At 39.6% G+C, this 15628-nt stretch carries 12 protein-coding genes; 11 read left to right on the top strand and 1 reads right to left on the bottom strand.

Translation table 11 applies throughout. From position 1 onward, the window contains the following. Nucleotides 1-13: 13 nt before the first annotated feature. The 8 genes from JFU01_RS01365 (at nucleotide 14) to JFU01_RS01330 (ending at nucleotide 8923) form a co-directional block, all read left to right on the top strand. Nucleotides 14-1630: a S41 family peptidase gene (locus JFU01_RS01365; protein ID WP_230086925.1), complete on the top strand. Its 1617-nt coding sequence runs from the start codon at nucleotides 14-16 to the stop codon at nucleotides 1628-1630. A gap of 17 nt (nucleotides 1631-1647) precedes the next feature. After that, on the top strand, nucleotides 1648-2175 hold the full coding sequence (gene lepB, locus JFU01_RS01360) for a signal peptidase I (RefSeq protein WP_195855551.1): 528 nt from the start codon (nucleotides 1648-1650) through the stop codon (nucleotides 2173-2175). A gap of 72 nt (nucleotides 2176-2247) precedes the next feature. Then, on the top strand, nucleotides 2248-3129 hold the full coding sequence (gene ylqF / locus JFU01_RS01355) for a ribosome biogenesis GTPase YlqF (RefSeq protein WP_195855550.1): 882 nt from the start codon (nucleotides 2248-2250) through the stop codon (nucleotides 3127-3129). Next, nucleotides 3122-3898 (top strand): ribonuclease HII, encoded by a 777-nt coding sequence (locus JFU01_RS01350; protein ID WP_195855549.1) that lies wholly within the window; start codon nucleotides 3122-3124, stop codon nucleotides 3896-3898. Before ylqF ends, JFU01_RS01350 begins: the two co-directional genes overlap by 8 nt. Before the next feature lie 49 nt (nucleotides 3899-3947). Further along, the gene (gene dprA, locus JFU01_RS01345) at nucleotides 3948-4832 is read left to right on the top strand and encodes a DNA-processing protein DprA (protein WP_195855548.1); all 885 of its coding nucleotides are present in this window, start codon (nucleotides 3948-3950) and stop codon (nucleotides 4830-4832) included. Nucleotides 4833-4919: 87 nt separating this feature from the next. Beyond that, the gene (gene topA, locus JFU01_RS01340) at nucleotides 4920-7010 is read left to right on the top strand and encodes a type I DNA topoisomerase (RefSeq protein ID WP_195855547.1); all 2091 of its coding nucleotides are present in this window, start codon (nucleotides 4920-4922) and stop codon (nucleotides 7008-7010) included. Nucleotides 7011-7175: 165 nt separating this feature from the next. Continuing rightward, nucleotides 7176-8105 (top strand): tyrosine recombinase XerC, encoded by a 930-nt coding sequence (locus JFU01_RS01335; RefSeq protein ID WP_195855546.1) that lies wholly within the window; start codon nucleotides 7176-7178, stop codon nucleotides 8103-8105. Then, a complete protein-coding gene (locus tag JFU01_RS01330) occupies nucleotides 8102-8923 on the top strand; it encodes a GTP-sensing pleiotropic transcriptional regulator CodY (RefSeq protein ID WP_195855545.1) in 822 nt (273 codons plus the stop codon). Before JFU01_RS01335 ends, JFU01_RS01330 begins: the two co-directional genes overlap by 4 nt. A 32-nt stretch (nucleotides 8924-8955) precedes the next feature. Here JFU01_RS01330 and plsY read toward each other — a convergent pair whose 3' ends face one another. Next, entirely contained in the window at nucleotides 8956-9567 is a 612-nt protein-coding gene (gene plsY / locus JFU01_RS01325; protein WP_232617429.1) for a glycerol-3-phosphate 1-O-acyltransferase PlsY, read from the bottom strand. A gap of 142 nt (nucleotides 9568-9709) precedes the next feature. Between plsY and parE the strand changes: the two genes are divergently transcribed. The 3 genes from parE to JFU01_RS01310 all read left to right on the top strand — a co-directional run bounded on the left by parE (nucleotide 9710) and on the right by JFU01_RS01310 (nucleotide 15299). After that, nucleotides 9710-11785, top strand: coding sequence for a DNA topoisomerase IV subunit B (parE, locus tag JFU01_RS01320; RefSeq protein ID WP_195855543.1), 2076 nt, complete (start codon nucleotides 9710-9712; stop codon nucleotides 11783-11785). Next, the gene (gene parC, locus JFU01_RS01315; RefSeq protein ID WP_195855542.1) at nucleotides 11775-14231 is read left to right on the top strand and encodes a DNA topoisomerase IV subunit A; all 2457 of its coding nucleotides are present in this window, start codon (nucleotides 11775-11777) and stop codon (nucleotides 14229-14231) included. The genes parE and parC overlap by 11 nt, the downstream gene beginning before the upstream one ends. Nucleotides 14232-14363: 132 nt before the next feature. Further along, nucleotides 14364-15299, top strand: a complete 936-nt coding sequence (locus JFU01_RS01310) for a manganese-dependent inorganic pyrophosphatase (RefSeq protein WP_195855541.1) — start codon at nucleotides 14364-14366, stop codon at nucleotides 15297-15299. The last annotated feature ends 329 nt before the right edge of the window (nucleotides 15300-15628 follow it).

Raw genomic sequence — 15628 nt, 5'->3', positions numbered from 1 at the left:
AGGAAGTGAAAATATGACGGATGAAAATAGAAAACCAGCAGATAAACAAGAAAATAATGAAGTTAAAAAAACTGAAGATGGTCAAGCTTCCCATGCTTCAAAATCTCAAGCAGACTCTGAAATAAAAGAGAAAATTTTGCAAGGGCAGGAAGAAAATTCTGAAAAGGCAAACGCTGAAGGTCAATCTAACCCTAAACCATCTTGGACGCGATTCTTATCAGCCTTATTAGCTATCGCTCTAACAGCTTTAGTGACTTTCTTTTTCACTAATTATCTGACCACAGGACGATTACCTTGGCAAATTCACGCTCAAAATACCATGTCTACTCAGGAAATTAGTAAACTACAAAAAACATTTTCATTAATTACTGATGGCTACATTGGTGATGTGAACCGTGAAAAATTAATCGATGGTGCCTTAAAAGGGATGACAGAAGCTGTCGATGACCCCTATACGACATACTTGCATGGCGATGAATCTTCTCAATTAGACCAAACCATTGAGGCGAATTTTGAAGGTATTGGCGCCCAAATTACAGTAAGGGATAATCAAATTGTGGTCATTAGCCCCATTAAGGGTAGCCCAGCTGAAAAGGCAGGCATACAAACCGACGACATCATTAAAAGCGTTAATGGTGAATCTTTGGAAGGAAAAAATGCCCAAGAAGCGGCTAATATGATCCGAGGAGAAGCGGGAAGCCAGGTTCAACTAGTGATTGAACGCGGTGGCGACCAACAAGAGCTGTCCTTAACCCGAGCAGAAATTCCCTTGCAGACGGTCTATAGTCATCAAATTGAAGGCCATCCCGAAATTGGTCTCATTCAAATTTCTTCTTTCTCTGAACCTACCGCTAAAGATGTCCAGGAAACGGTCAAGAGCATGCGTGAGGAAGGTGTTAAATCCTTTATCTTCGATGTTCGTGGCAATCCTGGGGGCTTACTCAGTTCAGCAATTCAAATTTCAAATTACTTCTTAGCCGACGGAGATACTATTGTTCAAATTGAAGATAGCCAGGGTAATCGGAAGAAGATTCAAGCCGATAAAAGCAAGATGGGGGACTTTAAAATTGATGAACCCAGTGTCATCTTGATTGATAAGGGGAGTGCAAGTGCTTCTGAGATTCTAGCAGGTGCCTTACAGCAATCTGCTCATATTCCAGTCATTGGTAGTCAAAGTTTTGGTAAGGGTACCGTACAAACAGTGGTTAAATTGGATGATAAGGACCAATTAAAAATAACTTATGCTCATTGGCTAACTCCTGATGGTTCCTGGATTCATAAGCAAGGCATTAGTCCAGATATCGAAGCCCAATTACCAGATTACTCAGAACTTTCTTTAGTTGATGGCAGTCAAAATTACCAATTAGGGGAAGAATCTGATAAAATAAAAAATATCCAAGCGCAACTTGCCTTATTAGGCTATCTGGAATCTGATCAAGTACAAGGGAAATTTGATGAACAGACTCAGACAGCCCTGGGGGCTTTCCAAGCAGATCATGAGCTTGAAAAAACTGGTCAAGTGAATGATGAAACTGCGCAAGCCTTAACTCGTGCGTTAAGAGACTATATTTTAGCCCACGATACCCAAAAAGATAAAGCTGTTGACTATTTACTTGAGCATGCACAATAGAAGAAGGTTTTAGATTAATGAAGAAATTTCTTAGTGGTATTGGAGAAATTATTATTATTGTAGCGGTTGCCCTCTTACTCTATCTAGGGATTCGCCATTTCATCGGTTTTCAATTTACTGTTAGGGGGGCCTCTATGAATCCCACAACGGAGGATGGCCAGCATCTCATCGTTAGCCGCCTGGGGGATGTGGACCGTTTTGATATCGTTGTATTAGATGCTCCGGATAATAGCGGGGATAAATATATCAAAAGAGTTATAGGTATGCCAGGAGACAAGGTGGAGTATCATGATAATCAATTATATATTAATGACCAAGCGCACGATGAGCCTTATCTCAATGAATTAAAAGCCGAAAATCCCGGGAAATTAGTGACTGATAATTTTACTATTGAAAAGGTTCCCGAAGATTCCTATTTTGTAATGGGAGATAATCGAGAAGTTTCAAAGGACAGCCGTGCTTTTGGGCCAGTAGCTGGTGATCTCATTTACGGAGAAGTCAATTGGAGGATTTGGCCTTTTGATGAAGCCGGCCGAATTGAGTAATAGAATAATCGAATGGATGAGAAGGCAGTTTCAAAGATGTAGCTGCCTTTTCTTATGAGGAAGGTGAAGAAAATGAGCACAATACAATGGTTTCCTGGCCACATGGCCAAGGCTAAAAGACAAGTTCAAGAACAATTAAAGAGTGTGGATTGGGTAGTAGAAATTCGTGATGCCCGAATTCCCATAGCTAGTAAAAATCCTTTGATTGATCAAATAATTCAACAGAAAAAACGTTTAATTGTCTTAAATAAAGCTGATTTAGCTGATCCGAATCAAAATAAACTGTGGCTAAATCACTTAAGAAATAAAGATACCGATGCCATTGCTATCGATAGTAAAAATAATAAAGAAATAAAGAAGCTCCGCCACTATCTCTTGGAAGTGACTGGTGGTGAGCGGCAAAAATGGCTAGACAAGGGCATGAAACAAAAAACGATACGTTTAATGGTACTAGGGATTCCTAACGTGGGTAAGTCGACCCTGATTAATCAACTGACCCATAAGAAATCAGCACAAGTAGGGAATCGTCCTGGTGTTACTAAAGGACAGCAATGGGTACAAATTGATAAAGACTTTTCCTTATTGGATACCCCTGGGATCCTCTGGCCTAAATTTAAAGACCCACTGGTGGGGATGAATCTCGCTCTGACAGGAGCTATTAAAGACACCCATTACTACAGTGATGACATTGCCCTTTATGCCATGCAATTTATGATGGATTATTATATGGAAGACTTTTGTCAGTTCTTTAATTTATCAGAAGAGGAAGCCCAACCGCCTTATCCTGAATTAATGATGTCATTGACAAATAAAATGGGAATGAAAGATGACTATGAGCGCTTTAGCGACTGGTTAATTCGTGAATTTCGTAGTGGAAAAATTGCGCCAATGACCCTTGATCGTTATGAAGATTATCGTCTGGAACAAGTTGAGGAAGGATCAGCTGATGACTAAAGATAAGCTAACCGTACAAGCGATAAAAGACTACCTGAAACAGGACCTATCAGCCATTGATACCGACTTAGTGGCTAGCTGGCGATTAGACCAGCGACAGGGCGTTATCAAGGCTTTAAGCCAGTATGATCGTCGTTTGACTAAGGAGTCAGAGCGTCAAGAACATATACGCTATATGAACCAAATTGAAGCTGACTTACATGCTCAGGGCTTTCAATACATTGCCGGTGTAGATGAGGTCGGGCGTGGTCCCTTAGCAGGGCCAGTGGTCACTGCCGCAGTCATTTTAAAGCCTAAGCGGCCTCTGTTTGATTTGCGCGATTCTAAACAACTTAGTCCAGTCCAACGGCAAAACTTAATTTCTTTGATTAAAGAGAATAGTGTCGCTATAGCTATTGATGTTCAAGATAATGAAGCCATTGATCGCTACAATATTTTAAATGCCACCAAACGCTCAATGATGAATAGTATAAAGAAATTAAGTCCGCAAGCAGAATATGTTTTAATTGATGCTGTCGATCTTTCTTTAAATATTCCTCATAGTAGTCTAATTAAGGGGGATGACCGGGTAAGCGCAATCGCAGCTGCTAGCATTATCGCTAAAGAATATCGTGACCAAATTATGCGTGATTATGCTAAGCAATATCCAGCTTATGGCTTCGACCGCAATGTCGGTTATGGAACCAAGGAACATCTTAAAGCAATAGAGACTTATGGCCCCTGTCCCATCCATCGGAAAAGCTTTGCACCAATTAAGAATTATTTCTAATAAAATTGTCACCCTTTTACGGCTGAATAGGCTATGAAAGGGTGGTTATATGTATGATGAAAGGAATTATCAAGGCGCTAGGCAAGTACTCATTCATTTAACGGAGTCTGCCATAGTGGGTTATGAGGACCGAGTCCAGGTATTTAAAGGCCTATTAGAGAATCCTGATGATCAAGGGGTGCTGAGACATTATTTAAAAGGAAGAAAGTATTATCCAAAACTTCTTCGCTTTTTGAGTCATAGACCTTGGTCTTTCTATCAAAGCTATTATGAAAAAGAGAAAATTTTTCCCATCACTTACTTTGATCCTCAATATCCAGACCTTTTAAAAGAAAGTCATAAGCCGCCTTTGGCTTTATTTTGTCAAGGCAATATTGACTGGTTAAAAGCTGACTGTTTGTCTATAGTTGGGGCGAGAGATTGTAGTAACTATGCCCAAAAAGTTATTGATAAACTGATGCCAAATCTTGTTAACTCTTTAGTTATCGTTAGCGGTTTGGCTCGTGGCGTTGACAGCCTTGCCCACTGCTCCAGTATTCAAAATTCAGGAAGAACCATCGCTGTGATAGGGACCGGTCTAGCTAAAGTTTACCCTAAAGAACACCGCGCTTTGCAAGATTTTATTTCTAAAAATCACCTGCTGGTCTCTCCACTGCCTAGTTTTGCCGGGGTAAAAAAGTGGCATTTCCCTTACCGGAATGAAGTGATTGCGGGTCTTTCCAGGGCCACCTGGGTTGTTGAAGCTAAAGAAAAATCGGGCAGTTTAATTACTGCTAATTATTCCTTACAGGCCAATCGCGAGGTTTTGGCTACTCCAGGTAATATTTTTAGTATCCGTTCCCAAGGCACTAATGCTTTAATTCAGGCAGGAGCCAAACTGATTAGCGAAGCGGATGATATCTTAGAAACTTATCGTTATCCTTCTTTTATTTAACAGCTAAAAATCTTATATTTGACAAGGTTAAAAAATTCGCCTATGATATGAAGCGTTTAAATCTCCCAAGAAGAGAGGAGCATATTATTGGCTACAAAAAGAAAGAAAACACCTAAAAAAGATTTAGTGATTGTCGAATCACCAACGAAAGCAAAAACGATTGAGAAATACTTAGGACGTAAATATAAAGTGGTGGCAAGTAAGGGCCACTTACGTGATCTTCCTAAAAGTAAAATGGGAATAGATATCGAAAATAATTATGATCCCCATTATATTACAATTCGTGGTAAGGGAGATACGATCAAGGATCTTAAAAAAGAGGCTAAAAAAGCAAATAATATCTACTTAGCTTCTGACCCGGACCGGGAAGGAGAAGCGATTGCTTGGCACTTAGCCCATATTTTAAAATTAGATCCCAAAGAAGATATCCGGGTCACTTATAATGAAATTACCAAGGATACGGTTAAAGAAGCGATCAATAATCCACGCGCCATCGATAAGGACTTGGTGGATGCTCAGCAGGCTAGACGGATCTTAGACCGCTTGGTGGGCTATAATTTGTCCCCAATTTTATGGGCTAAGGTCAAGAAGGGCTTATCCGCTGGGCGGGTGCAATCTGTTGCCTTAAAAATGGTCGTTGATCGCGAAGAAGAAATCCGTAATTTTGTGCCTGAAGAATATTGGAGCATTGAAGGCGTATTCCAAAAAGGAAAAGAAACTTTCAAGGCCAATGCCTCCAAATTTAAGGGTAAAAAAATTGATCTAAAAAATGAAGATGATGTTAAAGCCTTAATGGCTAACCTCAGCAGTGATCAATTCGAAGTTCAAAATTTGACCAAAAAGCAAAGAAAACGGAATCCGCAAAAGCCATTTACAACTTCTTCCCTCCAACAAGAAGCTTCCAAACGCTTACGCTTTAGAACGCGAAAGACGATGATGGTTGCCCAACAGTTATATGAAGGGATTAAATTAGGCAGTGAGGGGACAGTGGGGTTAATTACTTACATGCGTACTGACTCCACCCGGATCTCTGAGGGTGCTAAACAAGAAGCCGGCCAATTTATCCAAGACAAATACGGTAAGGAATATATCGGTAAGGGGACTAGCGGGGCCAGCGGGCAAGGTGCCCAAGATGCCCATGAGGCTATTCGACCGACTTCTGCCTTTCGTCATCCCGATAGCGTTGAAGCGTATCTCAGTAAAGACCAATTCAAGCTATATAGTCTTATCTGGTCTCGCTTTATGGCTAGCGAAATGGCACCAGCTGTCTATGATACGGTGGCCTGTGATCTGGTTCAAAATGATGTGAGCTTTAGGGCAAATGGATCAAAAATTAAATTTACTGGTTACCTTAGAGTTTATCCGGATAATAATGAAAAGGATAATCTCTTGCCAGAACTAGAAAATGGTGAAAAGGTAAAGAGTAAAGAATTAACTCCTAACCAACATTTTACCCAACCACCAGCTCGTTATACTGAAGCGAGCTTAATTAAGACTTTAGAAGAATTAGGGGTGGGTCGTCCTTCTACTTACTCACCAACTTTAGAAACCCTGATTAAGCGCTACTATGTTAAATTAGAAGCTAGACGCTTTGAACCCACTGAATTAGGTGAGATTGTTAATAGTTTAATTTCTGAATTTTTCCCTGATATCGTTGATCCACAATTTACCGCTAACTTGGAAGATGAATTAGACCATGTAGAAGACGGTAATAAGAATTGGATAGACGTCGTTGATGCTTTCTATCAACCCTTTAGTAAGGATATTGAAAAAGCTGACCAAGAAATGGAAAAAATCGAAATTAAAGACGAACCAGCAGGCTTTGATTGTGACGTCTGTGGTCATCCAATGGTTATTAAATTAGGACGTTATGGGAAGTTTTATGCATGTAGTAATTTCCCTGATTGCCGTAATACTAAGGCCATTGTTAAAGAAATCGGCGTGAATTGTCCAACCTGTAAGGAGGGACAAGTTGTCGAACGGAAATCGAAGAAAAAACGGATCTTTTACGGTTGTTCCCGTTATCCTGATTGTGATTTTGTTTCCTGGGATAAACCGGTGGGGCGGTCCTGTCCTAAATGTGACCATTACTTGGTTGAAAAGAAAAAACGCGGCTCTAAACAAGTGATTTGTAGCAATTGTGACTATAAAGAAGATGTCCAAAAAGGCGATGATTAAAGCTTTTGCTGATAGAATAAGAAACCTGATAATCAAAAAGGATTACAGGTTTTTTATTTTCACTCAGAAAAAGGTAAATTAACTTTATAAATGTTTCGAAAATTCCGACAATTACTTGTAAAAAGCCCCTTAATATGGTAGATTATATGAGCTAAGAGGGATTTTATGACTTTTGAAAGTTATCGAAAAAGGTTAAAAGAATATATAAAAGATGAGAAACATTATAGTGATCAGACCTTAAAAGCGTATTTAAGCGATTTTGACGACTTTATTTCTTTTCTTAGGGACGAACTATTAATAAGCGATTTCGAGCAGTTAAGCTATCGAGATATTCGCCTCTATTTAAGTCATCTGCAAAGAAAGGGATTGAGTCGTAAAAGTTTAGCTCGTCATTTAAGCAGTTTGAGAACCGCCTTCAATCGTTTTCTTGACCAAGGTCTGGTGAAAGATAATCCTTTTACCTATGTTCAAGCGGCTAAAACGGGACTAAGATTACCCGATTTTTTTTATGAAGCTGAGATAGATCCCTTGTTTGAGGCGGCTAAGGGGCCGCGAGCCCTGGATAAGCGAAATATAGCGCTGTTAGAATTCTTATATGCGACTGGTGCTCGGGTGAGTGAATGTACTAACTTGACCATAAAGCAAGTGGATCTTAAAAATTCTATTGCCTTACTGCATGGTAAGGGGAGCAAAGATCGCTATGTTCCTTTTGGTTCCTATTGTAAAAAGGCGCTGGAAGAATACTTGGATTCTGGCCGACCTGATCTCTTAAAGGGCCATGATCATGAGTACATCTTCGTTAATAGTCGGGGAGAAGCCTTGACTCCATCAGGCGTGACTTATATTTTGAATGATTTAGTCAAAAAAAGCGCCAGTAACCTGGATATTCATCCCCATAAATTACGCCATTCTTTTGCTACCCATCTCCTTAACCATGGAGCTGATATAAGGACAGTACAAGAATTATTAGGACACTCAAGTTTATCTAGTACGCAAATTTATACACATATGTCAAAAGAATCTTTAAAAAATAATTATTTGAAATACTTTCCAAGAGCAAAGCATAGTGATGTACATAAGGAGGACAAAGAATGATAGCTGAATCGGTAGAGGGTGTTTTAGAAAAAATTAGAGACATTAATAAGGTTATCCGTGAAGGGAATATTTATGATGATGAGATGGCAGATTTTCCCTTTCAAAAGTTAGTCCGTTACTTAGCGGAAAATTTAGAGGCCAACGCTTATTTAGTATCTGTTGAAGGAGAATTATTGGGGTATTTTGCTATTTATGAGGAAATCAATAGTGAGCGGACCGAAGCGATGATGCAAGCCCACCAACTCGACCCCAATTATTTAGATATTATCTCACCGATCCAAGAAACCAAGTCAAACATTCCAACTTCAGATGACTGGACTATCTTGGCCTTGGAATTTCGTGATAAATTTAACAAAGGCATGACCACCATTATTCCTATCTATGGTAATACCACCAAATTAGGTTATTTAATCCTAGCTCGCCCCTATGAAGACTTTAATTGCTATGACCTGATTCTTGGTGAATATGTGGGGACAGTTCTAGCTATGGAGATGGTGTTTATTAAACGCCGTCGTCAAGAGGAAAAAGAACAGAAAAAACAAGTGGTGGATTCAGCGATTCGCTCACTTTCTTATTCGGAATTAAATGCCTTATATGTTATTTTTAAAGACCTAGAAGAGCCACGTACCCGCATAACGGCCTCTAAAATTGCTAAAGAAGAGAATATTACCCGTTCTGTGATTGTAAATGCCCTACGAAAAATGGAATCTGCTGGGGTATTTACTTCCCGCTCTTTAGGGATGAAAGGGACCCATATTGATACTCAGAGTAAAGAAAACCTGGAATATTTGAAAAAACGTTTAGCAGAAGAAGTTTAAAGCAAAAAAATCGCGCCAGCTGACGCGATTTTTTATTGTTTATTTTTTTTGTAGCCCAGGCCAAATGGCACTTTAGCTTCTTTACCAGCTAGGATGCGTTTAATATTATCTTTGTGGCGGTAAATGATTAGAAGGGTAATGAATAAGATCAAAATCCTAATCAAAACAGCATAATGAAAAGAAATGATAGAAGCTGCGATCATGGCTATAATGCTCGCTAGACTTACCATTCTAAAAAGATAGAGAACAATGAAAAAGACTGCAATCCCTCCTAAGGAAGCCAGGGGTGCCAGAGCTAAACCTACGCCAAAACTGGTCGCTACGGCTTTTCCACCTTTGAAGTGGAGAAAAAGTGAGAAGGTATGGCCTAAGATAGCCGCTAAACCAAAAAGCGTGCTATCAATATCAGTAAAGTGAGAACTGTAATTAGCGATAAGAACCGGTAGCATTCCCTTTACCATATCGCACAGGAATACCAATAAGCCACCCTTGGGACCAAAGGCACGGAAGGCGTTGGTTGTACCAATATTTCCTGAGCCCACTCCCCGAATGTCTTTGTGGTAAAGATACTTACCGATAACCACACCGAATGGAATTGAGCCCAGTAGATATGAAATAAATAGGAAGATAAGATTAATTATCATTAGCTGATTCCTTTCTATTCAGTTATTGGTATTATAGCATAAGTCAAAGGGAGCGTTTGAGCTAGAAAAAAATTTTGCAATTTAATGAAATTAAAGTATTATGGTAAATATGCATATAAATAGGTTAGAGGAGATGCACTGCATGGCAAAAAATTCTAAGGCAACTTATGATGAGTCATCCATTCAAATATTAGAAGGCTTAGAAGCGGTTCGTAAGCGACCAGGAATGTATATCGGGTCAACCGATAATCGCGGCTTACATCACTTGGTCTATGAGATTGTAGATAATTCTATTGATGAAGCTTTAGCAGGCTACTGTGATGAAATTTCTGTGACCATTCATGAAGATAATAGCGTTACGGTAACTGATAATGGACGGGGAATGCCGATCGGTAAACATAGTAGTGGCAAACCAACTGTTGAAGTGATTCTGACCGTCCTTCACGCGGGAGGGAAATTTAGCGAAAGTGCTTATAAGACCTCTGGAGGGCTCCACGGAGTAGGATCTAGTGTTGTTAATGCCTTATCTGATTCCTTAGAGGTCACCGTTTACCGGGATAATAAAAAGTATTATCAAAGCTTTAGTCAGGGCGGTAAGCCCCATAAGCCTAAGTTAACCAGCCATAAAAGTAAGCAGACTGGAACAAGTATTCACTTTCACCCCGACCCTAAGATCTTTGGTGCAACGGAATTTAATAGTGACACCATTAAAGAACAATTAAGGGAAAAGGCCTTTTTAACTAAAGGCTTAGCGATTCATTTTACTGATGAAAAAAATGCTAGCCAGGAAAGCTTCCACTATGAAGATGGTCTGGTCGAATTTATTCATTATTTAAATGAAAATAAAGAAGTTCTCCAAGAGGTCACTTATATTGAAGACAAGGATAAAAGCTCTAATATCGAAATGGAATTAGCCTTTCAATATAATGATGGCTATTCTGAGACCATCTTGTCCTTTGTTAACAATGTGCGTACGCCAGATGGCGGGACCCATGAAACGGCTTTAAAAACCGGGATGACCAAGGCCTTTAATGAGTATGCTAGAAAGGTTAATCTGATTAAGCCCAAGGAGAAAAATCTAGAAGGATCAGATGTTCGTGAGGGCTTTACAGCAGTCATCTCTGTTAGGATTCCTGAAGAAATCTTACAGTTTGAAGGACAAACCAAGGGGAAATTAGGGACTCCGCAAGCGCGTTTAGCCGTAGAAAATATGGTGAACACCCATTTATCGATCTATTTATTAGAGAACGGCGAAATTGCCCAAATGCTAGTTCGGAAGGCCCTAAAAGCACGCCAGGCCCGAGAAGCAGCTCGTAAGGCTAGGGAGGAAAGTCGACATGGCAAAAAGGGCAAGAGTAAAGAAACCTTACTTTCCGGTAAACTCACTCCCGCACAAAGTAAAAATACCAAGAAAAATGAACTCTTCTTAGTCGAAGGAGATTCAGCGGGGGGTTCAGCCAAGCTAGGGCGGGACCGTAAATTCCAAGCTATTCTTCCATTAAGAGGAAAGGTTTTAAATACGGAAAAGGCAAGCCTAACCGATATTCTTAAAAATGAAGAACTAAACACCATTATCCATACCGTAGGTGCAGGCGTGGGGCCAGAGTTTGATATCCATGATTCTAACTATGATAAAGTGATCATCATGACCGATGCGGATACTGACGGTGCCCATATTCAAGTCTTACTCTTGACTTTCTTTTACCGTTACATGCGCCCCTTAATTGAAGCGGGCAAGGTTTATATTGCCATGCCACCTTTGTATAAACTCTCCCGAGGCAAGGGTAAGAACGAAAAAATTGCTTACGCTTGGACCGATGAAGAACTGGCCCAAGAGACTAAAAAGTTTGGTAAGGGCTATACCCTCCAACGGTATAAAGGTTTGGGGGAAATGAATGCTGACCAATTATGGGATACCACTATGAATCCTGAAAGTCGGACCTTAATTCGTGTCACCCTCGATGACCTATCGCAAGCTGAAAAACGGGTATCTGTGTTGATGGGAAATAAAGTTGAACCGCGGCGGGATTGGATTGAAGATAACGTTCAATTTACCATGGACGAAGAAGATAAGTTATTGGAACACGCCAACCATGAAGAGAACGATGCGATCGAAGCTAGTGAATTAATCGCTCAATCGGACCAAGTCACAAGTATGAGTGATCAGGAAGGGCAAATGGATTTATTTGATGAAGGAGCTGAAGTGAATGGCGATTGATATTCAAGAATTAAGCCTTGATGAAGTGATGGGCGATCGTTTTGGTCGTTATTCCAAATATATTATTCAGGATCGCGCTTTGCCGGATATCAGGGATGGACTCAAACCTGTCCAACGGCGTATTTTATATGCCATGTACCATGATGGCAATACTTCAGACCATGCTTTTAGAAAGTCTGCCAAAACCGTTGGGAATGTGATTGGGAATTACCACCCTCACGGGGATAGCTCAGTTTATGAAGCTATGGTTAGAATGAGTCAAGCTTGGAAAAATCGCATGCCCCTGATTGATATGCATGGGAATAATGGCTCCATGGACGGCGACCCTGCGGCAGCCATGCGCTATACTGAAGCACGCTTATCAAAGCTGGCCGATGAACTACTTAAGGATTTAAACAAAGATACTGTCGATACCATCTTGAACTTTGATGATACTGAGGAAGAACCTGTTGTTTTACCTGCTGGCTTTCCTAATTTACTAGTCAATGGCTCACAGGGAATTTCAGCAGGTTACGCTACTGAAATTCCTACCCACAATCTGGGGGAAGTCATTGATGCAGTCAATTACTATATTGATCACCCTAAAGCTAAGGTAGAAACCCTGATGAAGTATCTTCCTGGCCCTGATTTTCCCACTGGGGGCATTATCCAAGGAAAAGACCAGCTGATTAAAGCCTATAAAACGGGTCGAGGCAAGGTAGTAGTTCGGGCACAAACGGAAGTGGAATCGCTTAAGGCAGGCCGTAAACAGATCGTAATTACAGAGCTGCCTTTTGAGGTCAATAAGGCTGATTTGGTCCGTAAAATGGACGAATTACGCCTCAATCGGAGTATTGATGGGGTCATGGAAGTCCGTGATGAATCTGACCGATCTGGTTTACGTATTATTGTTGAACTGAAGAAAGATGCTGATGCCGATCAAATTTTACAGTATTACTTTAAGCATACTAATTTACAAATTAACTATAATTTCAATATGGTGGCCATTAACAAGCAACGTCCGGAACAGGTTGGTTTAATTGCTATTATTCAAGCCTATATCGACCACCGCAAAGACGTGGTGAGCCGTAGAACCCAATATGACTTAAACAAGGCCCAAAGCCGCCGCCATATTGTTGATGGTTTGATTAAGGCTATTTCCATTCTTGACCAAGTGATTGCAATTATTCGCAACAGTTCTGATAAAAAGGATGCCAAAAATAATCTGATCAGTGAATATCAATTTTCTCAGGCCCAAGCAGAAGCCATCGTGACCTTACAACTCTATCGTTTAACCAATACGGATATTACGGCTCTGCAGGAAGAAAAGTTATCTCTAAATGAAGCCATTAATCAATACCAAGCCATTTTAAGTGATGAAACGATCTTAATGAAGTTAATTCAATCAGAATTGAAGGCTATCAAAAAAGCTTATGCGACTGACCGCTTGACTAAGATTGAAGCTGAGGTAGAAGAAATAAAAATTAAGAAGGAATTTTTAATTCCTGATGAAGAGGTCGTTACTGTAGTGACCCGGGGCGGTTATATTAAGCGTTCTAGCTTAAGAAGCTACCAATCCTCTAATTTTTCCGACTTAGGCTTAAGGGATGGCGACCATGTCTTATACTTAGCCGCCCATTCAACTTTAGATAATTTAGTCCTTATTACTAATAAAGGAAATTATGTTTTCCAACCGGTTTATGAAATGCAAGAACTCCGCTGGAAAGACCTTGGTGAACACCTTTCCCAACGCATCCCTATTGCTTCCGATGAGAAAATTATCCAAGTCTATCCTTATGATAAGGACAGTCAGGATACGATTGTCATTGCTAGTCGTGAAGGGATGATTAAACAAAGTAAGCTCAGTGAATTGAAGAAAATCCGGGGCCATAAGAATAAAGCTTCTCAAATTATGCCTTTATCCAGCCCTCTTGATGAAGTGGTTAACTGCTATTTAGTCAATAACCAAAACGATAAGCAAAATGGCGAAGTGATCCTATTTACCGCCTTAGGTTTTAGCCTGCGTTACCAAATCAGTGAAATTAATACAGTGGGTTTACGTGCTAAGGGGGTTATTTCCATCAACCTTAAAGACCAAGACCAGGTGGTTAATTTTGTCTACCAAGACCAGGTGGATGAGGACAAGCAAATCCTCCTTGCTACTCAACGGGGCTATATGAAACGGATACGCTGGCGGGATATTCAAACCATGACCCGGGCTAAGCGGGGCCTGATGGTACTACGCGAGGTTAAATCAAAACCCCACCGTTTAGTTCAAGCCCTAGAGGTTGAATCAACTCAAGAAGTCTATGAATTATATACCAGTAACGGAGAATTAAGTCAGATTAAGGCTGTCGATGTGCCCCTTCATGAGCGTTATAGTAATGGCTCACAAATTATTGACGAAGGCCGTTTAGGTGAATTGCTTAATGTCATTCCCCTATACAGAAAAGATCCAGAAAAATAAGCGATCAAAACCTTTGATTTACGATTTATTCTATTAACAATTGGGCCTGCTTTTGTTACACTAAATATAAATTTGAAATAATTCTTTTGAATACTTTATTTATACTATTCAGAGTAAAAGATAGGAGTTATTATGAGTAAAATTTTAATTTTTGGCCACCAAAATCCTGATATGGATGCGATTACCAGTGCTATTTCCTTAAGCTATTTATTAAATACCCTAGGTCATGAAACTGAACCTGTTGCTTTAGGAGAAGCCAACGATGAAACCCAATATGCCTTAGACCATTTTAATCATGAAGGTCTTCGTGTGATTGAAAAAGCCGGTGATGAAACGGATACCGTAGCTTTAGTAGACCATAACGAGTTCCAACAATCTGTTGCAGATATTAAAGACCTTAATGTCTTTGCTGTGGTTGACCACCACCGGGTAGGAAACTTCGAAACTTCTGCACCACTTTATTACATTGCTAAACCTTTAGGATGTACCCAAAGTGTGATTTATGACCTTTACCAAGAAAAGGGCGTTGAAATTCCTCAACAAATTGCAGGATTAATGTTATCAGGGATTATCTCTGACACCTTACTCTATTCTTCTCCAACCTGTACCGAAAAAGACAAGGAAATCGCTAAAAATTTAGCTGAAATTGCTGGAGTAGACGATGAAAGCTACGGAACCGAAATGCTTAAGGCTGGTGCTAATGTTGATGATAAATCAGCTGAAGAAATCGCTGATGGGGACGCTAAATCCTTTAGTATGGGAGGCAAAGAAGTCCGTATCGGCCAAGTGAATGTAGTTGATGCCAACGATGTCATCAAACGTAAAGATGAAGTCCTTAAAGCTATGAAAGAATTACTAATTAATAATAATTACGATGCTTTCTTATTAGTAATCACTAACATATTAACCAATGACTCAGAAGGTCTTTTAGTTGGCGATGATTCCCTAACCAAGAACTTTGAAAAAGCTTTTGATGTAGATGTCACTGACCATCAATTAGCTTTGAAGGGCATCGTTTCGCGTAAGAAACAAATTGTCCCTCCACTAACCGATTCATTTGAAGGCTAATCTAGTCTTTGATTAAGTATTAAATGAATATAAACAAAATGTCACAATGATAAGATTGTGGCATTTTTTGTATGCTTATAGGATTATCTAGGAATTGAATAGTTTATTGCATATTAAAAAAGTTTATTTTGGCTTGAGGAATAGATTTGGATTATATGCTAATATTCTATAAATATAAAAAAAGTTTACAAAAAGTTTATTAAAATATAACTCTTATATAAAATTAATGTATAATATTTTCTATACTTCCGTGTTAATTTACTTCTTAATTATGGGAATAGCTTAATAGGCTATTATTTCCTGACGTCATTCATTTTTGCGCAGGATAA

This window comes from Aerococcus sp. Group 2 (genome assembly GCF_905125285.1).
Classification (GTDB): Bacteria; Bacillota; Bacilli; order Lactobacillales; family Aerococcaceae; genus Aerococcus; species Aerococcus urinae_E.
Note: the sequence above shows the minus strand (reverse complement) of the source record. Positions and strands in the feature narration are given on the sequence as shown.

Bases quoted from the DNA above. Each gene is read 5' to 3' on its own strand.
- JFU01_RS01365 (WP_230086925.1), top strand. From the start codon at position 14: ATGACGGATGAAAATAGAAAACCAGCAGATAAACAAGAAAATAATGAA.
- lepB (WP_195855551.1), top strand. From the start codon at position 1,648: ATGAAGAAATTTCTTAGTGGTATTGGAGAAATTATTATTATTGTAGCG.
- ylqF (WP_195855550.1), top strand. From the start codon at position 2,248: ATGAGCACAATACAATGGTTTCCTGGCCACATGGCCAAGGCTAAAAGA.
- JFU01_RS01350 (WP_195855549.1), top strand. From the start codon at position 3,122: ATGACTAAAGATAAGCTAACCGTACAAGCGATAAAAGACTACCTGAAA.
- dprA (WP_195855548.1), top strand. From the start codon at position 3,948: ATGTATGATGAAAGGAATTATCAAGGCGCTAGGCAAGTACTCATTCAT.
- JFU01_RS01335 (WP_195855546.1), top strand. From the start codon at position 7,176: ATGACTTTTGAAAGTTATCGAAAAAGGTTAAAAGAATATATAAAAGAT.
- JFU01_RS01330 (WP_195855545.1), top strand. From the start codon at position 8,102: ATGATAGCTGAATCGGTAGAGGGTGTTTTAGAAAAAATTAGAGACATT.
- plsY (WP_232617429.1), bottom strand. From the start codon at position 9,567: ATGATAATTAATCTTATCTTCCTATTTATTTCATATCTACTGGGCTCA.
- parE (WP_195855543.1), top strand. From the start codon at position 9,710: ATGGCAAAAAATTCTAAGGCAACTTATGATGAGTCATCCATTCAAATA.
- parC (WP_195855542.1), top strand. From the start codon at position 11,775: ATGGCGATTGATATTCAAGAATTAAGCCTTGATGAAGTGATGGGCGAT.
- JFU01_RS01310 (WP_195855541.1), top strand. From the start codon at position 14,364: ATGAGTAAAATTTTAATTTTTGGCCACCAAAATCCTGATATGGATGCG.